This is a genomic window from Nonomuraea sp. NPDC003804 (assembly GCF_040610675.1).
In the GTDB taxonomy this organism is placed as follows: domain Bacteria; phylum Actinomycetota; class Actinomycetes; order Streptosporangiales; family Streptosporangiaceae; genus Nonomuraea.
In genome coordinates this window covers 102,792-128,246 of record NZ_JBEXMT010000006.1, presented here as the reverse complement: position 1 = coordinate 128,246, position 25,455 = coordinate 102,792, and the positions used below count along the sequence as shown (strand labels likewise).

Below are 25,455 nucleotides of genomic sequence, written 5' to 3'. Positions count from 1 at the left end.
TGGCCGGTGCGACGTGCGGACGGTGCCCGAGGCAGCAGGGCGGACCAGGCTGACCAGCGCAGGGCCGAGCTGCTGGAGGCCACGCGCAAGGTCGTTCTCGAACGCGGCCTGGCCAACACGAGGGTCGCCGACATCGCCAAGGCGGTCAACGTCAGCGGCGGGCTCATCCACTACCACTTCGCCACCAAGGACGAGCTGATCACCGCCATGCTGCGGGCCACGCTCGACATCGAGAGCGCCCGGCTCGACCAGCTGGTCACCGGTGAGGGCAGCGCCGTCGAACGCCTCGACAGGGTGCTGCGCTTCTACATCCCGCAGTCGCGCTCCGACCAGAGCTGGCTGCTGTGGATCGACGCCTGGAACACCGCGCTCAGGGAGCCGGCCGTCCGCAAGATCGTGCTGGAGCTGGAGACGACGTGGCTGCGCGCCCTGGAGCAGGTGATCTCCGAAGGGGCCGACACGGGCGAGTTCAGCTGCGAGGACCCGGCGGGCGCGGCCGAACGCATCGACGCGATGCTCGACGGGCTGATCATCCGCTACACGCTCCACCCGAACGTCCTGTCGCGGCCCCGGCTGCTGGAGCACGCGCACATGGCCGCCGCCCGCGAGGTCGGCATCTCGCCCGACGCGTTCGCCCGCTCCTCGTGAGCGGCGGGCTCCCGGGGCGACGGGGCCTTCGCGAGCGGTGGCGCCGCTCGTTCAGGTTCGATCACCAGGGGGCGTTGCTGCACCAGCGGGAGCTGAAATAGGTGTCCGGCGAGTCACCGTCCGACCCGCCGTCGTTGTCCGCCCACCAGTCCCATATGTACATCCCGGAGTTGGCGTCCCGCCAGTAGCCGCCGACGTAGTGGTTGCCCGTGTTGTGGGAGTGACCGCGGGCATCGGTCATGGGATCTCCGCCGGGGCTGTCGTTGATCCGGATCCACCTCCACTCGCACCGGGTGTCCGCCTGCGCCGACGTGGTCCCACCCGCGACCATGACGCCGGCCAGCAACACGGCCGCGGAGCCGAGGGCGCTCCATCGTTTGAGTGTCCGCTTCATTTCTCTCCCCTTGGGTGAGGCGTTCAGGAAACGTGCGGTGTCGGGTCCGCCCATGGCGATCGACCCGCTCAGTATCCTGACAAGCTGTTGTGGAAGTCTTTACCGCAGCGTGCAAGATTCCTTGGCGATGAGCGCACGTCGCCCGGACGAAGGGCGACACCGTCGGCGCGGCTTGATCCCACACCGTGGGAGGCCGTCGCTGCTACTCCGGACCGCCGGTACGCGTTGCCGCACCCAGGTCGCCGGCGTGTGCCGCATGACGGTATTCCGAAGGGGACACGCCGTACGCGGAACGGAACGCGCGGCTGAAGTCGGCCGGAGTGGCGAAACCTCCGCGCCGGGCGATGGCGCTGATGGGCAGGACGCGCAGCGAGGCGTCGCCGAGGTCCGCGCGACACCGTTCGAGGCGTCGCCGGCGGATCCGGCCCATGACGGTCTCGCCCTGCTGCTGGAAGAGAAGTTGCAGGTAGCGGACCGATATGTGGTGCTGGGCCGCGATGGCGGCGGGCGTCAGGGCCCGATCGGCGAGGTTGTGCTCGATGAAGGCGTGAATGCGCAGCAGCAGAGACCGCTGGCGCGTCTCCGGCGGGAGGGCGTCGTCGGCGTCCAGGGCTTGGGCGAACAACGCGGACACCAGGTCGACCGCGACCATCCCCAGCCGAGGTCCGTCGGACGGCCGGTACGCGTCGGTTCCTCTCGCCAGCTGTCCGAGGAAATGGGTCAGCAGTGCGCCGAAACCCTCCCTCATCGACAGCTTGCGGACGACCAGGGTGTCGAGCGATTTCCCTGGGAGGTGCAGTAACGCCTTGGGGATCTCCAGCCCTATTCCCGCGTGCCGGCCGGGGACGTCACCGGCCTGGAACTCGGCGGGCCGCGAGGTGTCGAAAATGCATAAATCGTATGGGCCGTATTCGATCTCGTGATGGCTGCGAGTGGTCCTGAGAGGGCCTTTCGTGGGCAGCGACAAGTGCACACCCTCGGGGTCGGACTGGCGGATCAGCCGCGGGGTCCGGCGAAAGCGCATCGGCTTGAAGGCCGTCAGCCAGACGGAGACGGCGCCGAGATCCAGCAGACGCTGAGCGGCCCAGAAGTCCTTCCGGTGATCGCTCTGCATGTCCAGGGGTGCGTGCGTCCGGTTGACGAGGTCGTGCCAGTGATCGAACCGATCCGCCGCGGGCACATCGTCACTCCGGAACACCGTCTCGGACAACATCTCCATCTCCTCCACGTCTGGTCAGGACCGTACCGCCGAACCCCACGCTGCCCGCAGGCTCAGCGCGTCCGGAGCGCCCCACTGATGAGCTCCACCATCACATTTCCGGTAGAGCCGGTCGAGGGTCCCGTCGGCCGGTCCCGGCGCCATGCCGTCCGTAGCAGGGCCGGCGGTGAAGGCGCGGGAATCCGGGAGCGCGACAGCCGGGGGGAATCCGGAGCGGGACAGCCGGGGAGAATCCGGAGCGGGACAGCAGGGGAGAGCGGTCAGGGGCGGCGGCCGGTGAAGCAGAGGAAGGCCGTCTGCGGGTCGGCGCCGGCCGGTGGCTCGATCTCCTCGCGGAAGGCGTCGGTCGCCTGGAGCGCGGCATAGTGCGGGCGCAGCGCCTCATGGGTCCTGACGACGGCCTCGAGGTCCAGCCGCTCGTCCCCGCCGACGGCACGGGCCAGGTCCCAGGTGTGCACCAGCAGTTCGAGCGCGCCCACCACGTCGGCCGCCCGCTCCACGGGGACGGGGCCGATCGGGCTGAACGGCAGCGGCGTGGCGGCCAGCTCAGGGTCGGTCAGTACGGCCCGCAGACCGGCCCTGGCCTCGGCGTACGCGGCGGCGAGATCGGCGTGCGGCTCGACCGGCGGCGCCTCACCCATGCCTGAGACCCGCACCCCGTGAGAGGGCCGGGGCGGAACGCCGCGCACGGCCGCGACGATGCCGCGATGCCCGTTGACGACGTGGGCCACGACGTCGCGGGCGGTCCATCCCGCGCAGGGACTCGCCCGGTCCCATCGGTCGGCCGGGGTCGCCTCGATGCGGGCCAGGAAGCCCGCCGCGAGGCGGTCGACGCGGTCGGCGACATCGGACATGACTGCTCCGTTCATCGGTGTTCGTGAAAGATCCGGCAGAGGGCTTCATCGGTGTTCGTGGGAGATCCGGCAGAGGGCTTCATCGGTGTTCGTGGGAGATCCGGTCGAGGGCGCGGTCGCGCCGTGCGGCGTCCGGGTGCAGGCCGTGCGGCGTCCGGGAGAGGAGCGCGCCCCGGCTCAGAGTGAGTCGAGGAGGTCTTCCAGGCCGCGGATGACCGCCGAACGCCAGCCGCCGCCCATGATCCTGCGGGCCCGCTGCTGGAGCGGGTTGTCCGGGTCGAAGCCGTCGTGGCGCAGGAAGAGCCGGGTGCCCGTGCCCTCCGGCTCCAGCGTCCAGGTGACCGTCCAGTCGGTGTCGTCGGCCGGATCGGCGTCCCGCCATCGGAGGCGGAGCATCCGCTCGGGCTCGAAGGCCAGCACCTCGGCCAGGACCGTGCCCGAGAACCCGGTGGAAGGCATGGGTACGGCCCGCATGACGTAACGGTGGCCGACCTCGAGCCGGAAGTCGCCGGGCATCAGCCACCGGGCCAGCAGGTCCGGTTCGGTCAGCGCCCGCCACACCTTGGCAGGGGGATGCGGCAGGAACTGGTCGAGGTGAAGGGCGGTGAGATCGTCGTCGCTCATGGCTCTTCGTCCTCGAGCCGGTCGAGCAGGTCGCGCAGCCCGGTCAGCTTCTCGCGCCAGAACCTCTCGAAGGGCGTGAGCCACTCCTGCACGTCGAGCAGCGGAACCGCCTCCAGCTGGTACAGCCGTTGCCGCCCTGCTTTCCGCTCGGTGACCAGTCCCGCCTCGCGCAGCACCCGCAGGTGTTCGGAGAAGCTCGGCCGGGACATCTCGAAGCGCCCGGCCAGCGCCTGCACCGGTCGCGGGCCCTCCTCCCTGAGCAGCCGCAGCACCTCGCGGCGCACGGGGCTGGACAGGGCCGCGAAGACCTGGTCCTCGGTGGTCCGTTCGGCGATCACGGCAGGTCGGCGGCCGGAGGGAGCGGCGCGGGGATCGGCGACGCGGTGGCGAGGGTGAACCCGGTCCGGGCCCCCTTCGTGATGTGCATGCGCCCACTATAGGTAGGAAATTTCCTACGTGTCACGTCTTCTGTGACCGGTGATGCGGAGAAGGAGGTTCGGCGAGGTCGCTGCTGCCCGTACGCCCGGATGACGGGCCTGTCCTCCGACGGCCGGGCGAGCGCCGGGAACGCGCCCGGAGCGCGAGGACCACGGCCAGGCCGAGGGCCACGAGGAGGGTCGCGACGGCGAAGGTCCAGTGAGTCCCGCGGGCCACCTTCGCCGACGCCGCCGTCGTGACCTCGCTCGTCCCTGAGGCGAAGGCGAAGATCGCGCCCATGACCGACGCGCCGGTGATGAGGCCCAGGTTCCGGGACAGGTTCACCATGCCCGACACCAGGCCCCGCTGGTGCGGGGAGACGTCCTTCATGACCGCGGTGTTGTTGGCCGCCTGGAACAGCGCGTAGCCGGCGGTGACGGTGACCAGCGGCAGGACGTATCCGAGGACACCGGCGGCCACGGGCATCAAGGAGAGCGCCGCCGTGCCGCCGATGACGCCGCCGAGCCCGACGATCACCATGGCCTCGGGCCCGAAGCGATCGGTGGCGCGGCCCGCCGGGACGCCGGCGAGGGCGGCGACCGCCGGACCGGCCGACATCGCCAGTCCCACGGAGGCCGGGTCCAGCCCGAGCGCCCGGGACAGGTGGAAGGGCCCGACGACGAGGGTGGTCATCATGACGGTCGAGACCAGCGCGCTGGTCGTCAGGCCGGCGGCCAGGACGGGATCGCGGAACATCGAGAGCGTCAGCAGCGGGGAGGCGGCCCTGCGCTCGATGATGACGAACAGGCCGAGGGCCGCCCCGGAGACGGCGAGCAAGCCGATGGCCGGCGGGCCGAACGCCGTGGCTTCGATCGTCATGGCCAGCGCGTAGGCGCCCAGGGCGAGGGCCAGCAACGCCGTACCCGCGGTGTCGAACCGCCCGCGCGCGGCGCCCGTCGCGGGTGCGGAACCGGACGGCAGCCGCAGCGTCAGCGCGAACGCGAGAAGGCCCAGCGGCACGCCGATGAGGAAGACCGCCCGCCAGCCGGACACCGCGATGAGGACGCCACCCAGGGAGGGCCCCAGCGCGGTGCCGACCGCCGACATCGTCCCCAGCAGCCCCATGACGCTGCCGGTGCGTTCCTTGGGCACGCTCTCGCCGACGAAGGCCATCGTCAGCGCCATCATGCACGCGGCGCCGGCTCCTTGGAGCGCCCGGGCGGCGACCAGGAGGGGAAGGTTCGGGGCCAGACCGCACAGCAGCGTCGCGAGCGTGAACACGGCGATGCCGCCGAGCAGGAGACGGCGCCGGCCGGCGATGTCGCCGAGCCGGCCGGCGCCCACGATCAGGGTCGTGACGGCCAGCAGATAGGCGATCACGACCCACTGGACCTCGTTGAAGGCGGCGTCGAAAGCCGCGGCCATGGCCGGCAGGCCGACGTTGGCGATGCTGGTGCTCAGCGAGGGCAGGAGCATGGACAGCGACAGCGCGGCCAGCGTCCAGCCCAGTGGTGGCCGGCGCGCCGGCGATGCCCGCCGCGGTTCGGCGCCCGCGGGTGTCGGTCCTCTCAAGACAAAGCCTCTTCCTGGAGTGGGAGGGGGTCGTCTTGGACGGTAGGCCCCCTCTCGGGCCTGGCGGAAGGCGCACAGATGGAAAGTCATATGTGCATGCGACGCCATATATGGGCGGCCTGTGAGATCGTGTGCGCATGGCACGGCCCGATCTGAACCTCCTGGTCACCCTCGACGTCCTGCTCGAGGAGGGGAGCGTGACGCGAGCGGGAGAACGGCTGGCGCTCAGTCCTTCCGCCATGAGCCGCGCGCTCGCGCGGTTGCGAAGAGCCACCGGTGACCCGCTGCTCGTGCGGGCCGGGCGCGGGCTGGTGCCCACGCCGCGCGCCCTGGAACTGCGTGACCGGGTGCGCGGCCTGGTCCAGGACGCCGAAGAGGTGCTGCGGCCGGCCAGGACGCTCGAACTGGCGACGCTGGAGCGGACTTTCGTGTTGCGCAGCAGCGACGGGTTCGTGGAGCGGTTCGGACCCGCGTTGGTGGCCAAGGTCGGCACCGAGGCTCCTGGCGTGCGGCTGCGGTTCGTGCGGAAGACCGGCAAGGACACCGGTCCCTTGCGGGACGGCGGTGCCGACCTGGAGACGGGCGTCGTCGAACACGATCCGCCCCCGGACGTGCTGACCACGCCCCTGTTCATCGACCGGTTCATCGGGGTGGTGCGGAGCGAGCACCCGCTGCGCGCCGGGAAGGTCACGACGGCCCGGTACGCCTCCGCGCGGCACGTGCACGTCTCGCGGCGTGGCCTGACCGAGGGGCTCGTGGACGAGGCGCTTCGCCCGACAGGCCGTCACCGGCAGGTCGTCACGGTCGTGGACGGCTTCAGCGCCGCCCTGGCGCTGGCGAAGGCCTCGGACCTGGTCGCCACGGTCCCGGCGCGTCACACCGCGAACATGCGGCGCGGGATGTACTCCTTCGAGCTGCCCTTCCAGGCTCCCGAGGTGACGGTGTCGTTGCTGTGGCACGTCCGGCTCGACGCGGACCCGGCGCACCGGTGGCTGCGCACCTGCGTGCTCGAGGTGTGCCGGCACGAGAGCGGACCGGAAGGGCCGGACGAGGAGCCCGGCCACCCGGGTCCTTCCCGACGGCTCCGCACCGACGCGGTGGACTGACCGCGATCAAACGGAGGCGAGGCGGCGGAGCTCCCGGGGGGACACGCACAAGCGCCTCCCCGTCGTGGGAGGCGCTTGGCGGACAGGTCAGTACTCGGTCGTGAGGCGTACGCCGCTGAAGTCGGAGACGCCGTGCAGGCTGATGAAGTTGTCGGTGCCCGGCGCGAGGTCGGTCACCGTCAGCGTCTCGCTGTTGTCAGGGTTCGTGGACCGGCTCTGGTGGGCTTGCGTCGTGGCCCATGCGCTCTTGTTGAAATAGAGGTCGGCGTTGCCGCTGCCGCCACTCGCGGTGATCTTGAGCTGTGTCACCCCTTCGGGGATCCTGATGTAGAAGTAGGCGTAGTCGCCCTTGACCGCCGTGATGTCGGCGCGGGTGCAGTCACGGCCCATGGCTCTGGTGTCGGGGGCGCTACAGGGCGTGGACGGATCCTGCTCGCCGCCGCAGGCGCCCGCGGCGCACTCGGTGAGCCAGGCGTCGAAGCCGGCGTCGTGGTCCAGGGACTTCAGGAACGTGCGGGCGGTGTCCCACTCGCCCTTGCGGTAGTGCCCCAGCAAGGTCGTCACCTCGGCCGGGTTCTTCTCGAACATGTAGCGCACCGCGAGGTAGCCCCACGGGTAGACGCGGGTCTGGCCGTCGCCGTACGCCGTGTCGAACAGCGTGCTCAGCCGGTAGGTGCGCTTGCCCGCCTCGGCGGCGGCGTTGGCGTTGTCGAGCTCGCGGTAGGAGTACGAGACGTACTCCGCCACCCCCTCGACCCACCAGACCGTCGGCGTCTTCATGCCTTCGCCGAAGTCGCCGAACATGTCGAACCGGCCGTCGAGGTAGTGGGTGTACTCGTGGTTGAGGTTCCAGATCTCGAAGTCGGGACGCGCCCACTCGGCCTCGTAGGCGATGAACCTGGGCTGGTTGCCTGCCGCGGCCGGGTCGCCCTCGAGGTACATGCCGCCGTTGTTGGTGTCGATGCCGTAGATCACGCCGGCGTAGGTCTGGTAGTCGGTGGAGGAGTTGAAGACGACCACCTCGAGGCTGGTGTTGTTGTCGTCCGCGACCGGCCCGGAGTCCTTGACGAGGTTGTGGAAGAAGGCGTCCTGGCTCTGGAGGCTGGTGCAGGCTCCGGCGAGCTGTTCGGGGGTGATCTCCTGGCCCAGGATGCGCAACGACGAGCCGCAGGTGTGGGCGACCGGCAGCACTGCTTCCTTCACCCGCTTCTGCAGGTCACAGACTCCGTAGTCGCCGCAGTGGGCCTTGTCGTAGGCGTCGGCCATCTCGGCCAGGCCCACCCACAGCCGCGCGGTCGGCCCCGAGATCGAGGTCCGCCCGAGCAGCGAGATCACCTTCGGCTTGGCCGCGTCCAGCAGCGTGGCGTGCTGGAGGAAGCGGCCGAGTTCCCGGCCCGCGTTCGCGGTGAGGAACGCGGACTCCGTGCCGAGCAGATCCAGGTGCTCGGCGGCGAAGTCGTGCAGGGCGTCCAGCACGCTGGTGTCGGCCTGCACGGCCGTGACGAACTCCGGCACCTGGTGGCCGCGGAACAGCACGGTGAAGACCGAGTTGACCGCGTTGCGCATCCACCACAGCTCGTTGTAGGAGCTGTCGTAGGCCTTGAGGAAGCGCTTCACGACCGGCAGGAAGGCGGCGTTCTGCTGGGCGCTGTCGATCAGGACGATCGACTCGCTGAGCGTCTCGCCGTTGGCTTCGGTGACGTCGCCCGAGTGGCTGTTGGCGAAGAACGCCTCGAGCGCGGGTCTGATCGCGTTCTTGAGCGCGTCGCCGTAGGGGCCGACGTCGTCGGGGTGGTACCACTGCACGAAGTAGCCCGCACGGAGGTAGAGCACGAGCTGCGCGGTCGACGTGCTGTTGTCACCGGGGTAGCCGGTGGCGTTGGCGCGGTAGGCGTTGGCGACCGTGACCATCTGGGACTCGGCGAAGGCGCCGCGCGCGTCGCCGCCGGTCAGGGTGAACAGGGTGTTGACGCACCTGGTGTCCGCCGCTTTGATCGCCGCCACCAGCGCGTCGCCGGTCTTGCCGGTGAACTCCGAGATCACGCACTCGGCGGCGGCTTTCCTGCTCAGCGACGGCCGCTTGTCGGTCTTCAGCGTGTGGGGGGCGTCGTAGTCGCGGCGGGCCTCGTCGACGGACGCGGGCAGCGGGGGCCGCTCGTCGACCGGCAGCGGCTTGGCCTGCCGATGGTCAGGTTCGCCGCCGAAGTCACGTACGGGCGGGGGGTCCGTTCGGTCCGCCGTCGCGACGGCGCGGGCCGGGGTGGGGGTGTGAGTCGCCGCGATCGCGGTGGCCGGCATGCTCTGCGCCGTCAACGTGATCAAGGCAGCGAGGACTAATGGGGTGGCGATCCGCATCACCGCTCCTGGGGGGATTGGGGGTTGGTCCGTAGGGGTGCTGTTCGGGCCAACTTCACGGTGTGATATGTAAAATGTCACATTGGGTATGTCATGGCAAGAGTCAATTTATGAACGTTCATACCCCCAGGTCACAGCGGCCGACCGGCGTCCTGGACCCCGCCGCTCCGCCGCCACCGGAGCGGCGGTCAGCTGAGACCGCTCCGGTAGGCGAAGACGACGGCCTGCACCCTGTCGCGCAGCTCGAGCTTCTGCAGGATCCGGCCCAGATGGGTCTTCACGGTCGCCTCCGCGACGTGGAGCTCCCTGGCGATCTCGGTGTTGGACAGGCCGCGCGCCACTTCGGCGAGCACCTCGCGTTCGCGCCTGGTCAGCAGCCGCAGCCGTTCCTGCCGGGTCGCTTCGGCACCAGTGGGCAGCCGGTGGGCGAACGTCTCCAGCAGGCGGCGGGTCACGCGCGGCGACACCACGGCCTCCCCGGCGGCGACGTCGCGGATGGCGGCCAGCAGCTGTTCCGGCCTGGCGTTCTTGAGCAGGAATCCGGACGCCCCCGCCCGCAGCCCGGCGAAGGCGTACTCGTCGAGGTCGAAGGTGGTCAGGATGAGGACGCGGGCGGGCAGGCGGTCGGCGGCGATCCGGCGGGTGGCCTCGATGCCGTCGCAGCCCGGCATGCGCACGTCCATCAGCACGACGTCGGGCCGCAGCCGCCGCGCCAGCCGTACGGCCTCGGCGCCGTCGGCGGCCTCGCCGATCACCTCCATGTCGTCCTGCGTGCCCAGGACCATGGTGAAGGCCATGCGCAGCAGCGGCTCGTCGTCGGCGAGCAGGACGCGGATCGTCACGGCGCCGCCGTGCCGAGGTCGAGGGTGGCGCGGACCTGCCAGCCACGGCCCGGCAGCGGCCCTGCCGCCACCGTCCCGCCGTAGGCGCAGGCCCGCTCGCGCATGCCGATGATCCCGTGGCCGGCCGCCCGTACGGGAGCACGGCCGGAAGCAGTGCCGGAAGCAGGGCCGGAAGCAGGGCCGGAAGCAGGGCCGGAAGCAGAACTGGAAGTACGGCTGAAAGCACGGCTGGAGGCACGGCCATGAGCGGGGCCGCCGGTGTGGCCGTCGTCGGTGACCTCCACCGTGACGGAGGTGGGCGAGCAGTCCACCACCACCTCGGCGCGCGTGCCCGGCGGCGCGTGTTTGAGCGTGTTGGTCAGCGCCTCCTGGACCAGCCGGAAAACGGTCAGCTGGGCCCCAGGGGAGACGAGAGCCGGGTCGCCGCGCAGGTCGAGCCGGGTGGGCAGCCCGGCGGCGCGCATCTGCCCGGCCAGGTGGTCGAGCTGGGCGATGCCCGGCATCGGGTCAGCGGGCGGCGCCTCCTCGCCTCCGCGGCCGGCCAGGCCTCCGTCGCCGGTCCCGCCTCTGCGGCCGGTCTCGCCTCCGTGGCCCGCCTCGCCTCCGTGGCCGGCCTCGGCGGCGCGCAGGATGCCGAGCGTGCGCCGCATGTCGGTCAGCGCCTGCCGTCCGGTCTCCGCGATCTGGCGTACGGCGGCCGCTGCCGTGGCGGGCGCGCCTTCCTGCGCGTACGCGGCGGCGTCGGCCAGCGCGACCATGACCGACAGGTTGTGGGTGACGACGTCGTGGATCTCACGCGCGATGCGGGCGCGCTCGTCGGCCACGCGCTCGCGGGCCAGCCGCGCCGCGCGCTCTGCCCGGATCCGCGCGTTCACGCCGGCGATGGTGACGGCGGCGGCGACGGCCGTCAGGAAGACCGCCGAGGGCAGGAAGCTGCCGTACGGCGCGGCCCACCGTACCGAGGCCAGCACGACGCCGGCCTCCAGCACCAGCCACGCGGCCAGGGTGTGCCGCCAGGTGGAGCGCGCGGCCACGGTGTACACGGCGACCAGCAGCGCCACGTCCGTCACCAGCTGGACACCGGCCAGCCACTGGGCGAAGGCCGCCGCGCAGACGGCGCAGAACACGCTCACCGGTGCCCTCCTCCGCCATACGAGCGGCAGCGCCAGCGCCACGTGCAGGAGCAGCGGCCCGGCCGGGTCCCGGTAGACGGCGGCGTTGAGACCCGCTCCGGCGAGGAAGACGGCGCCCGCCACCGCCACGTCGAACAGCAGTGGCCGATTCATGGTCGCACCCTAGCGGCCGCGGGGAGCGGCCCGCGTCATACCGCAGTCGTACTTTCCCAGGTCAGCACCGGTGCTCGGGAGCCGGGACGACCCCACCGCGGGCTGATGTGCGGTGATCGCCGCCGCATCTAGCGTCGTGGCATGCGCACAAGACACATGGGCCTGGCGATCCTGCTGGCCGGGATGACGCTGACGGCGGCGCCGCCGGCTCAGGCGGACGTCCGGCAGATCACCTGGCACCGCTGCCAGAACGGCCAGGACGACGAGGCCGGCAAGCAGCTCGACGAGGCGGGCGCCCAGTGCGGTGAGCTCGCTGTCCCGCTCGACCACCGCCGTCCCGGCGGCCGGACCATCACGATCGCCATGTCCCGCTTCAAGGCCACCGATCCCGCGCGCAGGCGCGGCACGCTGCTGTACAACCCCGGCGGGCCGGGCGTGCCCGCGCTCTCCCTGGTGCTGCGGGTCAGGCAGGTGGCGCCCGCTGTCGCGGCGCGCTACGACCTGATCGGGATGGATCCGCGCTTCGTCGGCCGTAGCGGCCCGCTGAACTGCGGCTGGAGCACCGTGGCCGTCGGCTCGGCCGGTCCGGACCGGCGTGGCTTCGAGCACGGAGCGGCGCTGGCCAGGCAGATGGCGGGGCGCTGTGCCGTCCACGCGGACCTGCTGCCGTACGCCTCCACCCGCAACACGGCCAGGGACATGGACGCGATCAGGGCCGCGCTGGGCGAGGAGCGCATCTCCTACCTCGGCTCCTCGTACGGCACCTACCTCGGCGCGGTGTACCTGCAGCTGTTCCCCAGGCGCGCGGACCGCTTCGTGCTCGACAGCGCCGTGGACACCGACCTGTTCGGGCCCGACCTGAGCCGGACGCAGGGGCCCGCCGTCAACGCGGCCCTGCGCGCCTGGGCGGCGTGGGCGGCCCGCCACGACCGGCGCTATCACCTGGGCGCCACCACGGCCGCCGTCCTGGTCGCGGTGGACGAGATCGTCACGGCCGCCGACCGCGCCCCGCTGCGGATCGGCCGGCACCAGGCCGACGCCCGGGTGCTGCCGCTGATCCTGTTCGCCGTCACCGCGGGGGACGACGACGCCTCCTACGGCGCCTTCGCCGCCGACGTCCGCGTCCTGAGCCAGGCCGCGCGCGGTCGCCAGGTCACTCCGACGCCCGTGCTGGAGCAGGTGCTGGCCGGCCTGGCGGCGCCGGACGCCGACGGGTCGGCGAGCGCGCAGACCGCGATCATGTGCGCCGACCGGGCGGCCTCGCGTGATCCTGAGACGTACTACCGCGACATCCAGGCCCATCGCCGTGACGAGCCGGTCTTCGGGGCGCTCACCCGCAACCTGACGCCGTGCTCGTTCTGGCCTGCCGCGCCCGCCGAACCGCCGGTCAGGGTCGCCAATGACGTGCCCGTTCTGATGGTCGGCGCCACCGGCGATCCCGGCGCCCCGTACGCGGGACAGCTTGTCACCCATCGGGCGCTGAGCGGCTCCCGGCTGGTCACGGTGCGCGGCGCCGTCCGCCACACGGTGTACGGCGGGCTCTTCGCGCCCAGGAACGCGTGCGTGGACGAGACGGTCAACCGCTATCTGGCCGACGGGGTGTTCCCGGCCAAGGACATGACCTGCTCCGAGCCACATTCCGCCAGGTAGGCGGTGGTGAGGAGGTGCAGACGGGCGGACAGCGGCCGTGCGTGACCGGCATGAACCGCGGCGAGGTGAGGAAACCCCGTTTACAATTTGTAGTCATCTCGTTACGGTATGTAAGTCAATGATCCTCTGGCGGAAGGCAGGACATGGCGTTCAGGACGCTCATCACCCTCGCGGCCGCGGCGGCGTTCGCCGTCACCCCCCTCACCCCCGTCTCGGCGGGTACGGTGACCGCCGCCCAGTGCGGCTACATACCGAGGACGCTCACCGACGACCCGGCCTACGAGCACTGCGCGACCGACACCAACGTGTGGATCCGCGTCGACCGGCTCTTCCGTGGCGACTACGAGCGCTGCGTGGGTCCCGGCCGGACCAAGCTCGACAAGGACGCGGTCGGCGCGTGGTACATCGGCCAGCTGTGCTCCCACCCCGGCGACACGCGCGGGGTGAGCTGACCGGCGTTCGCCGGTGGCCGAGGGCGGGCGGATCGAGGCGCCGTCCGCCCGAGGGTCAGGCGGGAAGGGCGGCCAGCAGGTAGGCCAGGCGGGCCGCGGCGCTGTCGACGTCGTCGACCGTGCCGAGCCGGTAGCCCCAGGAGGTGACGAAGGCGCCCTCGGGCGAGCAGGTGACGGTCTCGGCCAGGGTGAGCGAGAAGCGGTTGACCACGGAGACGAATGCCGGGTCGCTGGCCAGTGCGAGGCTCTGCACGCGCAGGTCGGCGTGGGTGCCGGCCGCCCTGGCGAATACCTCGAGGCACAGCATGGTGTCCAGCATCGTGCATCACCTCCGCATCAACTGGCGCTAGAGTTGCACGATCTTGGTCCGAAATGCAAGCAATTGTCGCGACAAATGTGCGGATTGTTTGACTTATCCGTTAAGGATGCGCATGATCAGCGCGCGGCCCGCCTCGTCGAACTCCGCCACCTTGCAGTAGTCCTCGAACAGGCGGCCGTAGAAGCCGATCTCATGGAGCTCGGTGAGCCGCACCTCCTTGGTGCGCGTCGGCACCAGCACGATCTCGTCGTCGAACATCCAGAAGCCGGTGATCGGCGCCGACGGCATCTCGTGCTCGAAGGGGATGATGCCGAGCCGCACGTTGGGCAGCGTGCTGACCGCGAGCAACCGGTCGTACTGACCGCGCATCACGTGGTCGGGGGCCATCCTGGTGCGCAGCGCCCCCTCCGTCATGACGAAGCGGAACGTGCGCGAGGGGTCGTAGAGGATCTCCTGCCGCTGCATGCGCACGCGGACGGAGACGTCGACCGCCTCGCTGGTCTGGAAGGCGTGCTTGAGGCGGAGCAGCACGTTGCGGGCGTACTCGGCGGTCTGCAGCAGGCCCAGGACGATGCCGCCCTCGAAGACCCGCATCGCCGTGGCCTTCGACTCCATCTCGCGGATGTCCTCCTGGATGGAGGCCATGCCGCCGCGGTCCTGCTGGCCCCAGTCGGCCTGGCGCACGCCGAGGGAGACGGCCAGCGCGAGCAGCTCGTCGATGCCGTCGGCCGGCGCGCCGACGGCCTCCGCCCAGGCCAGGACGTCCTCCTCGGTGGCCGTCTGGCGGGCGTTCTCCAGTCGCGAGACCTTGGAGGCCTGCCACTGCAGCCGGGCTGCCAGGTCCTTGCCGGACAGCTTGGCCGTCTCGCGTAATTGCCGCAATCGCAGCCCGAGGTCGATGCGCGCCTGCTGGAACGTCGTCACGCCGACAGAGAGTAGCCCCGGGCTCGGCTGTCGAACCAGGGGCAGTTTCGCAATCGTGATCAAGCGGTCAGAGCACGCGGCGGGCGATGTCGACCAGCAGCTCGCGCGGCACTTCCACCGCCCCTTCGCCGTCGAGGACGTCCCTGAGGTCGGCCAGCGCCTCCGGATCGGTGACCTGCAGGCCCTGGACGACGATGGTGCCGCGGTCGGTCTCGTAGAGGGTGGGGCAGGCGCCGCCCTCCGACGTGGATCCGAGGAACCGCATGCGCATGATGATCCTTCCCCGAACTGCTCGACAATTGCGCGCAATTGTAGGGGTTGGATGTCTGTTTAGACCGAAAAATCGTCGTATTTGGTCTTAAGTGGTGGTCGGCGGGTCTCCTCTCCGCGGGCCGGTCGGGACGCCTACCGCGACATCCAGCTCTGCGCCTGCGAACACGACGCCTACCGCGACATCCAGCTCTGCGCGCCGGCGAACAGGTCGAGCGCCGTCTGATGCAGGAGGTCGCCGATGTCCTTGGGCGCCCTGCCCGCGCAGGCGCGCGCGTGCGTGCTCTCCAGGACGATGCCGAGCTTGAAACAGGCCATGACCACGTACCAGTCGACCGCCGACAGATCCCGCTCGGACAGCTCGGCGTAGCAGGCGATCAGCTCCTCGGGCGCGGGCAGTCCGGGCACCTGCTCGCGCGCCGACGGCAGGGTGGCCACCAGCCAGCCGAGAGGCGAGCGCGACCGCCGCCTCCAGCCCCATCCGCTGCCTGATCACCGGATCGGAGGCATGGGGCTCGGGCAGGCCGAGTGTCGGGTTGACGCCGTCGACCGGCTCCATCAGGTAGAAGACCGGCTCGCGCGCCGTCTGCGCGGCCACCAGTCGCGGGGCGGGCACGTCCGTGCCGCGCAGCGCCGCCAGCACCCGCGCCTCACGGCGCAGCGCCTCGTTGCTCTTCGCCCGCGCGTGCTGCGGCGGCCTGCGCAGCACGTACGGCACGCCGCCGCGCTCGAAGCGCACCATGACGTTCTGGGTGCCGCCCTGGACCGGCCGGACGTTCTCCAGGCGCCCTCCCGGCAGCCCCTCGGCGTCCATCCACGTGCCGAGCACGTCGAAGTCGATCAGGCTGACGTCGATGTGCGAAGAGCTCGATGCCATCCCGGAACCGAACCATGTTCTGGTTTTCGGGTCAACCCAGCGCCTGCATCGTCGGCGTGAACAGGCGCGTGAAGTCGCCCGGCAGATCGCCCCCGTGGACCATCGCGGTGGTGGTGAAGAAGTGGCCCACGCCGTTGGCCTCCGCCCACGCCACCAGCTCCGGGTGGCGCACGTCGAGATCGAGACGCACCGGCAACTCGGCGCCCGCCACCAGGTCGGCGATGAGCTCGCGTGCGGTGGCGGGGTCGTCGGCCACGACCGGACCGACCACGAGCGTGTCGTCGTTGCGCCACACGCCGCCGAACCCGGTCAGCTCGCCATCGCGCTCGGCCACCCTGACCCGTTCGTGGAAGACCGGCATCGCGCGCAGTACCGCCGAGCGGTCGGCCCCGAAGCGGCCAGCGTCGAAGGCGACGACAGCCTCCAGGTCGGCGGGGTCCTTCACCTCGCGGGTGGTGCCGGGCGCCTGGCCGGTGAAGCGGCCCCGGTGGGTGACGACGGGGGTGACCGTGCGGAAACCGGCCTGCTCGTAGAGGGGGCGGCCGTTCTCGGTCGCGTGCAGCGAGACCGTCCTGCCGCTCGCCCGTCGCATCACGTGGTCCATGAGCCCGCGGGCCAGACCCTGCCTGGCGTACCTGGCGGCGGTGAGGACCATGCTGATCACGGCGTGGTCGTCGCCGTACAGGGTGACGATGTTGGTGGCGGCCAGGCCGTCGCCGTCGGGGGCGTCGATGCCGTAGGCCTCGCCGACCTCCAGCAGGAAGCGCCACTTGTGCCGCTCGGGGCCCCAGTCGCGGCTCACGGCGAGGGCGGCGCAGGCGTCGAGGTCGGATTCGTCGAGGCGGCGGATCTGCATGCGGTTCACCCTGGCGGACGCGGCGATCGGTGACAAATCGGCGGTGCGCCCTTCATCGACCGGCCGAACGCCGCCGGCCGTCGTCGTTGTTCCGCTCGTATCGCCAGACGACGCGCCTCGGCCTGACCCGTGCGGGCAGCCATGAGGGGCGCGCCGTCGGCCTGGCCGCCCCACCGGTCCCCGCGCCGACGGCCGCGCTACCCGCGGCGATGGCGGCTGCGTGGAAGGCGGGGAACCAGCCGACCGCCTGGAACAGCGCGAACGGCACGGCGGCCAGCAGCACGGCGATCGGGTACAGCGCCGCGGGACTGTCGCCCCCCCACTGTTTGACCACCAGCGAAGCCAGCACCAGCAGGGCGGCGGCCGGGGTCAGGAACAGCGCGCCGAACGACGCCGCGGCCTCCACCGCGGGCGGAAGCGAGACCGGATTGCCGCCCTGCCCCCCGTCGCCCCGCGGCCAGTCGTAGGTGGCGAGGAAGGCCGACGCGCGCCCGATGACCAGCACCGAGAGCCAGGTCAGCCACGGCCAGACCGGTCGCCCGTCCGGAAAGAGGGCGGTGACCAGCAGCAGCGGCGCCATCACCTGGGGCAGCCAGATCCAGAAGTGCAGCCAGGTCTCCAGGCCGACGTCCTGGCCGGAGTCGACGCGCACCCCCGGCAGGCCGCTCACCAGCCCGACCAGCCCCAGCAGACCGCCGAACATGAAGATCATGCCGATGGTCCTGGTCTCCCGCCGCGCTCCGGTCCACGCCCCGGCCAGGAGCATGACCGCCGCGCGTGCGGCCTCCGTCCACCGCTCCTCGGTGAGGAGGCCGTGTCCGGCCTGGATGGCGCAGCACGCCACCACCGTCGCGATGCCGAACGCCGTCACGATCCAGAACCGCATATCGTTTTTATAGCAAATGAGTAACGATATGCGAATGAAGTGTGTTGTAGCAGTTGATGTCGGTGGGACGACGATGAAGGGCGGGCTCGTCCGCGACGGCACCGTCCTCCATGCCGAGAGCCGTCCGACACCACGGGCCGACGGGCCCGAAGCGGTGATCGCCGCGATCTCCGCCTTCGTCTCCGACCTGGCCGCGCCGCGCGGCGGGCTGCGGCCCACCGCCGTGGGCCTGGCCGTCCCGGGCCTGGTCACGCCCACGCACGCGGTCTTCTCGGCCGCCATCGGCTGGCGCGACGTGCCCGCCGCCGCCTTCGCGGACGTGCCGCTGCCCGTCACGCTCGGCCATGACGTGCGCGCGGCCGGCGCGGCCGAGCTGGCCTACGGCGCCGCCCGCGACGAGCCGAACGTGCTGTTCCTGCCCATCGGAACCGGCATCGCGGGCGCGATGGCGCTCGACGGAGCCCTGTACGGCGGAGCGAGCGGATGGGCGGGGCAGATCGGTCACATCCCGGTCCATCCGGACGGGCTGCCGTGCGGCTGCGGGCAGCGTGGCTGCCTGGCCGCCTACGCTTCGGCAGCGGCGATCGCCGCCCGCTGCGGGGAGACCTCGGCCGCGGCGGTGCTCGCCCGCACCGACGCGGTGGCGCGCCAGGTGTGGCAGGAGGCCGTGGCGGCCCTCGCCCTGGCCCTGGCCACCTACACGCTGCTGCTGGACCCGGCGATCATCGTCATCGGGGGAGGGCTCGCGCAGGCGGGAGAGGCGCTGGTCGCCCCGCTGCGGGCGGGCCTCGCCGGCCGCCTGGCCTTCCGGCACCCGCCGCGGGTGGAGGTGTCGGCGCTCGGCCCGCGTGCCGGACTGCTCGGCGCCGCCCTCCTCGCCGCCCGGGCCACCACCTGACGCCACCGTCCAACGGGCCAGACGGGCTCCAGGCGGTCAGGGGCCGCTAGCGGTGGGCGCGCAGGAAACTGTCCGGGATCTCCACCACCTGGGCGCGCAGTTCCTCACCGAGCGCCTTGGCCTGCGGGTCGAGCCGGGTGCTCGCCGCGACACCCCGGCCCAGCAGCCCGTGGACGACGAAGTTCAGCGCGTTGAGGTTGGGCAGCTCGTACCGCTCGATCGGATGGTCCCGCAGCGCGGGCAGCAGGGCCCCGAGCCGCTCGACGGTCAGTGTCTCGGCCAGCCACCGGTACTCCTCGGGGGTGCGCACCCACACGCCGAGGTTCGCGTTGCCGCCCTTGTCTCCCGACCTGGCCCCGGCCACCCGCCCCAGCGGCGCGGCGACCGTCGGCCTCCCGCCCCCGTCCCACCGCGACGGCCCCGCCTCGGTGCGGGCCCCGGCGGCGGTTGGCCGGCCGGCCGGGCTGTCCGCGGTGAGCGGTGTGTCGGCCGGGGTGTCCGCGGTGAGTGGCGGGTCGGCTGGGGTGTCCGCGGTGAGCGGTGTGTCGGCCGGGGTGTCGACGGCGGGCGGCGGGCCGTCCCCCGGTGGGAGCTCGACCTCCTCACCGCCGACGAAGACCCTGGGACGCACCTCGGCCGCGGGGACGAGCGTCGGCCAGTACACGCCGTACGGCGTGGCGTCCCCCGGCGGCGTCAGGCCGTAGAAGCCCGGATAGCTGGCCAGGCCCGTCTCCACCACGGCTGAGGAGAAGGCCCGCCCCACCCGGCGGGGGTCACGGTCCATGACGGTGATCCGCAGCAGCGGCGGGTCGAAGGAGACGTCCACCGACTCGAACGACTCGCGCGGCACCCTGGCCCAGATCGCCTCCTGCGCCACCCGCGCCTTGTCCTCCAGGTCGAGCCCCGTCAGCACGAGCGTCATCGTGTTGCGGTACCCGGCCAGATAGTTCACGGCCACCTTCAGCGTGCCGGGCGGCGGCTCGCCCTTCACCCCGGACACGCGCACCCGGTCGGGCCCCTCCTGCGCCAGCTGGACGGTGTCGAAGCGGGCCACCACGTCGGGCCCGAGGTAGCGCGGCGCGCCGATCTCGTACAGCAGCTGCGCGGTGACCGTGCCCACCGAGACCGTGCCGCCGGTGCCGGGATGCTTGGTGATCACCGACGAGCCGTCCTCGTGCAGCTCGACGAGGGGGAAGCCGCAGTGGGCCAGGTCGGGCACCTCGTGCAGGAAGGCGTAGTTGCCGCCCGTCGCCTGGCAGCCGCACTCGATGACGTGCCCGGCCACGACCGAACCGGCCAGGGCGTCGAGGTCGCCGGGCCGCCAGCCGTAGTGCCAGATGCCGGGACCGGTGACCAGCGCGGCGTCGGTGACCCTGCCGGTGACCACGACGTCGGCGCCGGCGGACAGGGCGGCGGCGATGGGCAGGGCGCCGAGGTAGGCGTTGGCGGTCAGCACGGGCTCGGCGAGCTTCTCACCGGTGTCGAGGTTGACCAGGTCGAGGTCGTGCCCCGTGACGTCGTCGCCGGTGACGTAGGCGACCTTGGCGCCCAGTCCCAGGTTCTCGACCGCCGCCGCGCACCCCTCGGGATCGAGCCCTCCGGCGTTGGAGACGACCTTGATGCCGCGTTCGAGGCAGGTGCCGAGGACCTGCTCCATCTGTTTGACGAAGGTCGGCGCGTAGCCGGGGCGGCCCTTCGACCGGTTGCCCGCCAGGATCAGCATGGTCAGCTCCGCCAGCCAGTCACCGGTGAGCACGTCGATCGGCCCGCCCTCGACCATCTCGCGGGCCGCCGACAGCCGGTCGCCGTAGAAGCCGCTGCAGTTGGCGATCCTCAGCACCACCTCGGCGGCCTCTTCTCCATGAAGGCGGCGATGCCCTCCTGGCCCTCCTCGGAGGTGAAGCGCTGGGCCGACAGCGCCGTCATCTGCCTGAGGCCCTCCTCGAAGGAGACCTGGGGCAGGTCGCGGACCAGGCGCTTGGTGATCGCCAGCGCCTCGGGGCCGCCCTTGACCAGCATCTCGGCGTAGTGGGCGACGGTGGCGTCGAGCTCCTCCACCGGCACCGCCCGGTTGATGAGGCCGATCTCCCTGGCCCGCGTCGCGTCGAACACCTCGCCCGTCATGAGGTACTCGGCCGCGGCCCTGGCCTCCAGGCGCCGCAGGACCGGCACCGAGATCATCGCGGGCACCACGCCGAGCCGTACCTCGGAGAAGGCGAACGACGCGGTCAGCGGGGCGACCGCGAAGTCGCAGGAGGCCACCAGGCCCAGGCCACCGGCGCGGGCGGTGCCGTTCATGCGGCAGATGACCGGCTTGGGGCTCTCCCAGATCAGCGTCATGATCTCGGGGAACGACGCGGTCACGGGCGCGTCGCTCACACCGCGCGCGGGCTCGATGCGCTGCTCCTTCAGATCGGCGCCCGAGCAGAACACCGTGCCGGTGCCGGTCAGCACGATCACCCGCACCTCGGGCTCGGCCAGCGCCCAGTTCAGCCGGTCCTCGAGATCGCCCAGCAGCCGCACCGACAGCGCGTTGCGGTTGGGCGGAGAGTCGAGGGTGATGGTGGCGATGCCATCCTTCAGCTCCTTGTGGACCAGGCGCGTCATGCTTCCCCTTCCTCGATGACCGCCAGCACGGCGTCCGCCTCGACCTGCGAGCCCTTCTCCACCATGACGGCGGCGACGACCCCATCGGCGGGTGCGGCGATCTGATGCTCCATCTTCATCGCTTCGAGCGCCAGGACCACCTGCCCCTTGACGACGGCGTCGCCCTGCTCGACCTCGACGCGCAGCACGCTACCCGGCATGGGGGCCAGCAGGGAGCCGGGGGCGTGGTGCTCGGCGGGTTCGGGCAGGCGGGGGAGCGGCGTGAGCCTGATGTCGCCGACGTGGACGCGGCCGCCGTGGTGGGCGACGGCGAACGCGCGGCGCACGCCGTCCACCTCGACGACCACCTGGTGCGGCGTCACGCTGACGACGGTCACCTCCTCCGGCACGGGGTCGTAGCGGACCTCGATCTCCTCGAACCTGGCCACCTGCGGCTGCGACCTCACGTTGCGCCATCCGGACGGCAGGCCGCGCTGCACGGTGGCCGCGCTCCTGTTGCGGGCCGCCATGGCCAGCGCCGCCGCCAGCGCCTCAAGGGCGGTGGGCGCGGCGGGACCCGGGAAGTCGTGCTCGTCGAGGAAGCCCGTGTGCGTCTCTCCCGCCACGAACGCCGGGTGCCGCACGATGTCCAGCAGCAGCGACCGGTTCGTGGCCAGGCCGTGGACGCGGGCCTTGCCCAGGGCGGCGGCCAGCTTCCTGATCGCCTCGGTACGGCTCCCGCCGTACCCGATGATCTTCGCCAGCATCGGGTCGTAGTGCGTGGAGACGACCGTGCCGGACTCGACGCCGGAGTCGACCCGGACCGGCCCCGGGATGTCGAACAGCTCGACCACCCCCGACTGGGGCAGGTGGGCGGCGTCCTCCGCGTACAGCCTGACCTCGACCGCGTGCCCGCGCGGCGCCGGCCTGGCGTCCGGCAGCCGCTCGCCCTCGGCGACGCGCAGTTGCAGCTCCACCAGGTCGACGCCGTAGACCAGCTCGGTCACCGGGTGTTCCACCTGGAGGCGGGTGTTCATCTCCAGGAAGGCGATCGTGTCGTCCTTGACGAGGAACTCCACCGTGCCCGCGCCGACGTAGCCGATCGTCGTGGCGGCCGCGACCGCCGCCGCCTCCAGCCGCTCGCGCAGCGCGGGGGTGACGGCGGGGGAGGGGCACTCCTCCACCACCTTCTGGTGGCGGCGCTGGATCGAGCACTCCCGCTCGCCCAGTGCCCACACCGTGCCGTGGACGTCGGCGAGCACCTGCACCTCGATGTGGCGGGCACGCTCGAGCAGCGGCTCGACGAACACGGTGCCGTCGCCGAAGGCGGACTCCGCCTCCCGTTCCGCGGCCGCCAGGGCCGCCTCCAGCTCGCCGGGTGCCCTGACGACGCGCATGCCGCGCCCGCCACCCCCGGCCGACGCCTTGACCAGCAGCGGGTAGCGCCAGCCCGCGTCCTCCTGCGCCCCGGCCGCGTCCTCCTGCGCCCCGGCTTCGCCGTCCCGTGCCCCGGCCGCGTCCTCCCGTGCCCCTACTTCGCCCTGCTGCGCCCGGGCCGCGTCCTCCCGTGCCCGGACCGTGCCGGGCGTCAGCGACGGCAGGACGGGCACGCCCGCCCCGGCCATCAGCCGCTTGGCCTCGATCTTGGAGCCCATCGCGGCGATCGCCTCCGGCGGCGGGCCCACCCAGGTCAGGCCCGCCGCGATCACGGCGCGGGCGAAGCCGGCGTTCTCCGACAGGAACCCGTAGCCGGGGTGCACCGCGTCGGCGCCCGCCCGCCGCGCCGCCGCGACGAGCGCGTCGGCGTCGAGGTAGGCCGACGGCCTGCCGAGCCGTACGGCCAGGTCGGCCTCCGCCACGTGCGGAGCGCCCTCGTCGGCGTCGGAGAAGACCGCGACCGTCTCGATGCCGAGTTCGCGGCAGGTGCGGAAGATCCTGCGGGCGATCTCGCCCCTGTTGGCCACCAGCAGCCTGGTGATGGCGGGCCGCCCGTTCGCGGGATGGGTCATGGCCGGAACACCCCGAATCCCGCCGCCTCGGGGACGGCCGCGCTGTTGATCGCCGACAGGCACAGCCCGAGGACCGTGCGGGTGTCGCGCGGATCGATGACCCCGTCGTCGTAGAGCCGGCCGGACAGGAAGAACGGCAGCGACTCCTGCTCGATCTGCGCCTCCACCATGGCCCGCATCGCCGCGTCGGCCTCCTCGTCGTAGAGCTGCCCGCGCGCCTGCGCCGCCTGCCTGCCGACGATCGACAGCACGCCGGCCAGCTGCGCGGGACCCATCACGGCCGACTTCGCGCTCGGCCAGGAGAACAGGAAGCGGGGCTCGTAGGCGCGCCCGCACATGCCGTAGTTGCCCGCCCCGTAGGAGGCGCCCATGACGACCGTCAGGTGCGGGACCGTCGAGTTCGACACCGCGTTGATCATCATCGCGCCGTGCTTGATGATGCCGCCCTGCTCGTAGTCCTTGCCGACCATGTAGCCGGTCGTGTTCTGCAGGAACAGCAGCGGCGTGCGCGTCTGGTTGGCCAGCTGGATGAACTGCGCGGCCTTCTGCGCCTCCTCGCTGAACAGCACGCCGCGCGCGTTGGCGAGGATGCCCACCGGGTAGCCGTGCAGCATCGCCCACCCGGTGACCAGGCTGGGCCCGTAGAGCGGCTTGAACTCCTCGAACTCGCTGCCGTCGACCACCCGCGCGATCACCTCGCGCGGGTCGAAGGGCACCTTGAGGTCCTCGGGGACGATCCCCCTCAGCTCCTCCTCCGGGTACGCCGGCTCCCGTACGGCCCGCGGGGCGACGCCGAGCTTGCGCCACCGCAGCGACCTGACGATGCCCCTGCCGATGCGCAGCGCGTCGTGCTCGTCGGCGGCCAGGTGGTCGGCCAGGCCGCTGACGCGCGCGTGCATCTCGGCCCCGCCGAGCGACTCGTCGTCGGACTCCTCGCCGGTGGCCATCTTGACCAGCGGCGGGCCGCCCAGGAACACCTTCGCGCGCTCCTTGACCATCACCACGTAGTCGCTCATGCCGGGCACGTAGGCGCCGCCCGCCGTGGAGTTGCCGAAGACCAGCGCGATCGTCGGGACGCCCGCGGCCGACAGCCGCGTCAGGTCCCTGAAGATCTGCCCGCCGGGGATGAAGATCTCCTTCTGCGTCGGCAGGTCGGCGCCGCCCGACTCCACCAGGTTCACGTACGGCAGGCGGTTGCGCAGCGCGATGTCGGCCGCCCGCAGGGTCTTCCTGAGCGTCCACGGGTTGGACGCGCCGCCCCTGACGGTCGGGTCGTTGGCCGTGATCACGCATTCGACGCCCTCGATGACGCCGATGCCGGTCACCACGCTCGCCCCCACGGGGAAGTCGCTCCCCCACGCGGCCAGCGGGGACAGTTCGAGGAAGGCGGAGTCGGGGTCGATGAGCAGCTCGACGCGTTCCCTCGCCAGGAGCTTGCCCCGTCCGCGGTGGCGCTCCACGTACTTCTCGCCGCCGCCCGCGACGGCCTTGGCGTGCTCGGCGTCCAGGTCGGCGAGCTTGGCGAGCATGGCGCGCCTGCGGGCCTGGTAGTCCGGATCGGTGGGGTCCAGCCTGCTGATGATCACCTGTCCTCCTTTCCGCCGCTGCCGGACATGCATCCTCCGCCGCCGTCCGCCGGCCGGACGAACGGCGGCTCGGGCTCGGAAGCCGACGTCCCCTTCGGCTGGGGGTCGGGCTCGTTCGGTTGGGGGTCCGGCTCGGAAGCCGACGTCCGTGTCAACGGCGGGTCCGGCTCGGAAGTCGATGTGCGTGTCAGCGGCGGGTCCGGCTCGGAAGTTGACGGCCGCGTCAGCCCGATCGCCCTGGCCCAGAGCCTGGTCAGGTGGTCGACGGCGGTGCGCTCGTCGGCGCGCTCGCCGAGGTCCAGCCACACGTGGGCGAAGTGCTCCACCATGCCGCCCAGCATGATGGCCGTCAGCCTGGGGTCGAGGTCGGGATCGGCCAGCCCCTGCTCCTGCAGGCGGCGCAGGCCCTCGGCGCCGCGCCGGACGAACACCTCCCGCAGCTCCAGCAGCAGCCCGCGGAAGCGGTCGTCGCCGGTCGCGATGTGCTCCAGCATCCTGAGCAGGCGCGAGTTGGCCGCCCATGCCCGCAGGTAGAGCTGGTTGGCGGCCTCGACGCGGGCGTAGGGGTCGTCGGGGGCGGCGGGCCCGACGACGCTGGCGGCGAACATCTCGCCGACCGCCGCGCCCGCGACCTCGCCGAACAGCGTCTCCTTCGAGTCGAAGTAGGTGTAGAAGGTGCCGTGGGAGACCCCGGCTCTGGCGCAGACGTCGTCGATGCGCACGGCGTCGTAGCCGTGCTGCTCGAACGCCTCGCGCCCCGCCTGCAGGAGCGCGGCCCTGGTCCGCCGCCCGCGCGCGGTCAGCGTCTCAGACTTGACGATCACG

Annotated in this window: 25 protein-coding genes and 1 pseudogene; 5 read left to right on the top strand and 21 right to left on the bottom strand. The window is 71.9% G+C overall.

Annotated elements, in window-relative coordinates:
• Positions 1-6 precede the first annotated feature (6 nt).
• Positions 7-648 carry a TetR/AcrR family transcriptional regulator gene (locus ABZX22_RS10225; RefSeq protein ID WP_354907316.1) on the top strand — a complete coding sequence of 214 codons (642 nt, stop codon included), beginning with the start codon at positions 7-9 and terminating at the stop codon, positions 646-648.
• A gap of 61 nt (positions 649-709) precedes the next feature.
• Here ABZX22_RS10225 and ABZX22_RS10220 read toward each other — a convergent pair whose 3' ends face one another.
• From ABZX22_RS10220 to ABZX22_RS10195, 6 genes are all read right to left on the bottom strand, one after another.
• Entirely contained in the window at positions 710-1,042 is a 333-nt protein-coding gene (locus ABZX22_RS10220) for a hypothetical protein (protein WP_354907315.1), read from the bottom strand.
• A gap of 202 nt (positions 1,043-1,244) precedes the next feature.
• Entirely contained in the window at positions 1,245-2,255 is a 1,011-nt protein-coding gene (locus tag ABZX22_RS10215; RefSeq protein WP_354907314.1) for a helix-turn-helix domain-containing protein, read from the bottom strand.
• Positions 2,256-2,521: 266 nt separating this feature from the next.
• Positions 2,522-3,115 carry a TIGR03086 family metal-binding protein gene (locus ABZX22_RS10210; RefSeq protein ID WP_354907313.1) on the bottom strand — a complete coding sequence of 198 codons (594 nt, stop codon included), beginning with the start codon at positions 3,113-3,115 and terminating at the stop codon, positions 2,522-2,524.
• Between the two features lie 177 nt (positions 3,116-3,292).
• Complete coding sequence (locus ABZX22_RS10205) at positions 3,293-3,739, bottom strand: SRPBCC domain-containing protein (RefSeq protein ID WP_354907311.1); 447 nt, start codon at positions 3,737-3,739, stop codon at positions 3,293-3,295.
• Entirely contained in the window at positions 3,736-4,077 is a 342-nt protein-coding gene (locus tag ABZX22_RS10200; protein ID WP_354907310.1) for a metalloregulator ArsR/SmtB family transcription factor, read from the bottom strand. The genes ABZX22_RS10205 and ABZX22_RS10200 overlap by 4 nt, the downstream gene beginning before the upstream one ends.
• A gap of 121 nt (positions 4,078-4,198) precedes the next feature.
• Positions 4,199-5,728, bottom strand: a complete 1,530-nt coding sequence (locus ABZX22_RS10195) for an MFS transporter (RefSeq protein ID WP_354907309.1) — start codon at positions 5,726-5,728, stop codon at positions 4,199-4,201.
• Between the two features lie 137 nt (positions 5,729-5,865).
• Here ABZX22_RS10195 and ABZX22_RS10190 point away from each other — a divergent pair, with 137 nt between their 5' ends.
• Positions 5,866-6,834, top strand: a complete 969-nt coding sequence (locus ABZX22_RS10190; protein ID WP_354907307.1) for a LysR family transcriptional regulator — start codon at positions 5,866-5,868, stop codon at positions 6,832-6,834.
• An 87-nt stretch (positions 6,835-6,921) separates the two neighbouring features.
• On the opposite strand, the gene ABZX22_RS10185 is transcribed toward ABZX22_RS10190, so the two are convergent.
• The 3 genes from ABZX22_RS10185 to ABZX22_RS10175 form a co-directional block, all read right to left on the bottom strand.
• Entirely contained in the window at positions 6,922-9,189 is a 2,268-nt protein-coding gene (locus ABZX22_RS10185) for a M9 family metallopeptidase (RefSeq protein WP_354907306.1), read from the bottom strand.
• A 188-nt stretch (positions 9,190-9,377) separates the two neighbouring features.
• On the bottom strand, positions 9,378-10,031 hold the full coding sequence (locus ABZX22_RS10180; RefSeq protein WP_354907305.1) for a response regulator transcription factor: 654 nt from the start codon (positions 10,029-10,031) through the stop codon (positions 9,378-9,380).
• Entirely contained in the window at positions 10,028-11,317 is a 1,290-nt protein-coding gene (locus ABZX22_RS10175) for a histidine kinase (protein WP_354907304.1), read from the bottom strand. Before ABZX22_RS10175 ends, ABZX22_RS10180 begins: the two co-directional genes overlap by 4 nt.
• A 141-nt stretch (positions 11,318-11,458) precedes the next feature.
• On the opposite strand from ABZX22_RS10175, the gene ABZX22_RS10170 reads away from it, so the two are divergent.
• Complete coding sequence (locus tag ABZX22_RS10170) at positions 11,459-12,967, top strand: alpha/beta fold hydrolase (RefSeq protein WP_354907303.1); 1,509 nt, start codon at positions 11,459-11,461, stop codon at positions 12,965-12,967.
• 143 nt (positions 12,968-13,110) lie between these two features.
• Complete coding sequence (locus ABZX22_RS10165) at positions 13,111-13,419, top strand: DUF6355 family natural product biosynthesis protein (RefSeq protein ID WP_354907302.1); 309 nt, start codon at positions 13,111-13,113, stop codon at positions 13,417-13,419.
• Positions 13,420-13,474: 55 nt separating this feature from the next.
• On the opposite strand, the gene ABZX22_RS10160 is transcribed toward ABZX22_RS10165, so the two are convergent.
• From ABZX22_RS10160 to ABZX22_RS10130, 7 genes and pseudogenes are all read right to left on the bottom strand, one after another.
• Entirely contained in the window at positions 13,475-13,738 is a 264-nt protein-coding gene (locus ABZX22_RS10160; protein ID WP_354907301.1) for a hypothetical protein, read from the bottom strand.
• Positions 13,739-13,831: 93 nt separating this feature from the next.
• On the bottom strand, positions 13,832-14,662 hold the full coding sequence (locus tag ABZX22_RS10155; RefSeq protein WP_354907300.1) for a helix-turn-helix transcriptional regulator: 831 nt from the start codon (positions 14,660-14,662) through the stop codon (positions 13,832-13,834).
• 67 nt (positions 14,663-14,729) lie between these two features.
• Entirely contained in the window at positions 14,730-14,933 is a 204-nt protein-coding gene (locus tag ABZX22_RS10150; protein WP_354907299.1) for a hypothetical protein, read from the bottom strand.
• Between the two features lie 173 nt (positions 14,934-15,106).
• Positions 15,107-15,370 (bottom strand): hypothetical protein, encoded by a 264-nt coding sequence (locus tag ABZX22_RS10145; protein WP_354907514.1) that lies wholly within the window; start codon positions 15,368-15,370, stop codon positions 15,107-15,109.
• A 7-nt stretch (positions 15,371-15,377) separates the two neighbouring features.
• Positions 15,378-15,674 (bottom strand): annotated as a pseudogene (locus tag ABZX22_RS10140) (phosphotransferase); the annotation flags it as partial.
• Positions 15,675-15,840: 166 nt separating this feature from the next.
• The gene (locus ABZX22_RS10135; protein WP_354907298.1) at positions 15,841-16,665 is read right to left on the bottom strand and encodes a GNAT family N-acetyltransferase; all 825 of its coding nucleotides are present in this window, start codon (positions 16,663-16,665) and stop codon (positions 15,841-15,843) included.
• A 52-nt stretch (positions 16,666-16,717) separates the two neighbouring features.
• Complete coding sequence (locus ABZX22_RS10130) at positions 16,718-17,551, bottom strand: hypothetical protein (protein ID WP_354907297.1); 834 nt, start codon at positions 17,549-17,551, stop codon at positions 16,718-16,720.
• Positions 17,552-17,567: 16 nt separating this feature from the next.
• Here ABZX22_RS10130 and ABZX22_RS10125 point away from each other — a divergent pair, with 16 nt between their 5' ends.
• Complete coding sequence (locus tag ABZX22_RS10125; RefSeq protein ID WP_354907296.1) at positions 17,568-18,449, top strand: ROK family protein; 882 nt, start codon at positions 17,568-17,570, stop codon at positions 18,447-18,449.
• A gap of 46 nt (positions 18,450-18,495) precedes the next feature.
• On the opposite strand, the gene ABZX22_RS10120 is transcribed toward ABZX22_RS10125, so the two are convergent.
• The 5 genes from ABZX22_RS10120 to ABZX22_RS10100 are packed head-to-tail and all read right to left on the bottom strand — an operon-like array spanning position 18,496 to position 25,454.
• Entirely contained in the window at positions 18,496-20,292 is a 1,797-nt protein-coding gene (locus ABZX22_RS10120) for an acyclic terpene utilization AtuA family protein (RefSeq protein WP_354907294.1), read from the bottom strand.
• Entirely contained in the window at positions 20,283-21,056 is a 774-nt protein-coding gene (locus ABZX22_RS10115; protein ID WP_354907293.1) for an enoyl-CoA hydratase-related protein, read from the bottom strand. Before ABZX22_RS10115 ends, ABZX22_RS10120 begins: the two co-directional genes overlap by 10 nt.
• Positions 21,053-23,044 (bottom strand): biotin carboxylase N-terminal domain-containing protein, encoded by a 1,992-nt coding sequence (locus ABZX22_RS10110; protein ID WP_354907292.1) that lies wholly within the window; start codon positions 23,042-23,044, stop codon positions 21,053-21,055. Before ABZX22_RS10110 ends, ABZX22_RS10115 begins: the two co-directional genes overlap by 4 nt.
• Positions 23,041-24,573 (bottom strand): carboxyl transferase domain-containing protein, encoded by a 1,533-nt coding sequence (locus ABZX22_RS10105; RefSeq protein ID WP_354907504.1) that lies wholly within the window; start codon positions 24,571-24,573, stop codon positions 23,041-23,043. The genes ABZX22_RS10110 and ABZX22_RS10105 overlap by 4 nt, the downstream gene beginning before the upstream one ends.
• Positions 24,574-24,626: 53 nt before the next feature.
• A complete protein-coding gene (locus tag ABZX22_RS10100; RefSeq protein ID WP_354907291.1) occupies positions 24,627-25,454 on the bottom strand; it encodes a TetR family transcriptional regulator in 828 nt (275 codons plus the stop codon).
• Between the last annotated feature and the right edge of the window lies 1 nt (position 25,455).

What these genes read in the sequence shown, in the direction of transcription:
- ABZX22_RS10220 (WP_354907315.1), bottom strand. Translation starts at nt 1,042, where the DNA reads ATGAAGCGGACACTCAAACGATGGAGCGCCCTCGGCTCCGCGGCCGTG.
- ABZX22_RS10215 (WP_354907314.1), bottom strand. Translation starts at nt 2,255, where the DNA reads ATGTTGTCCGAGACGGTGTTCCGGAGTGACGATGTGCCCGCGGCGGAT.
- ABZX22_RS10210 (WP_354907313.1), bottom strand. Translation starts at nt 3,115, where the DNA reads ATGTCCGATGTCGCCGACCGCGTCGACCGCCTCGCGGCGGGCTTCCTG.
- ABZX22_RS10205 (WP_354907311.1), bottom strand. Translation starts at nt 3,739, where the DNA reads ATGAGCGACGACGATCTCACCGCCCTTCACCTCGACCAGTTCCTGCCG.
- ABZX22_RS10190 (WP_354907307.1), top strand. Translation starts at nt 5,866, where the DNA reads ATGGCACGGCCCGATCTGAACCTCCTGGTCACCCTCGACGTCCTGCTC.
- ABZX22_RS10185 (WP_354907306.1), bottom strand. Translation starts at nt 9,189, where the DNA reads ATGCGGATCGCCACCCCATTAGTCCTCGCTGCCTTGATCACGTTGACG.
- ABZX22_RS10175 (WP_354907304.1), bottom strand. Translation starts at nt 11,317, where the DNA reads ATGAATCGGCCACTGCTGTTCGACGTGGCGGTGGCGGGCGCCGTCTTC.
- ABZX22_RS10170 (WP_354907303.1), top strand. Translation starts at nt 11,459, where the DNA reads ATGCGCACAAGACACATGGGCCTGGCGATCCTGCTGGCCGGGATGACG.
- ABZX22_RS10165 (WP_354907302.1), top strand. Translation starts at nt 13,111, where the DNA reads ATGGCGTTCAGGACGCTCATCACCCTCGCGGCCGCGGCGGCGTTCGCC.
- ABZX22_RS10160 (WP_354907301.1), bottom strand. Translation starts at nt 13,738, where the DNA reads ATGCTGGACACCATGCTGTGCCTCGAGGTATTCGCCAGGGCGGCCGGC.
- ABZX22_RS10150 (WP_354907299.1), bottom strand. Translation starts at nt 14,933, where the DNA reads ATGCGCATGCGGTTCCTCGGATCCACGTCGGAGGGCGGCGCCTGCCCC.
- ABZX22_RS10135 (WP_354907298.1), bottom strand. Translation starts at nt 16,665, where the DNA reads ATGCAGATCCGCCGCCTCGACGAATCCGACCTCGACGCCTGCGCCGCC.
- ABZX22_RS10130 (WP_354907297.1), bottom strand. Translation starts at nt 17,551, where the DNA reads ATGCGGTTCTGGATCGTGACGGCGTTCGGCATCGCGACGGTGGTGGCG.
- ABZX22_RS10125 (WP_354907296.1), top strand. Translation starts at nt 17,568, where the DNA reads ATGAGTAACGATATGCGAATGAAGTGTGTTGTAGCAGTTGATGTCGGT.
- ABZX22_RS10115 (WP_354907293.1), bottom strand. Translation starts at nt 21,056, where the DNA reads ATGACGCGCCTGGTCCACAAGGAGCTGAAGGATGGCATCGCCACCATC.
- ABZX22_RS10110 (WP_354907292.1), bottom strand. Translation starts at nt 23,044, where the DNA reads ATGACCCATCCCGCGAACGGGCGGCCCGCCATCACCAGGCTGCTGGTG.
- ABZX22_RS10105 (WP_354907504.1), bottom strand. Translation starts at nt 24,573, where the DNA reads ATGCTCGCCAAGCTCGCCGACCTGGACGCCGAGCACGCCAAGGCCGTC.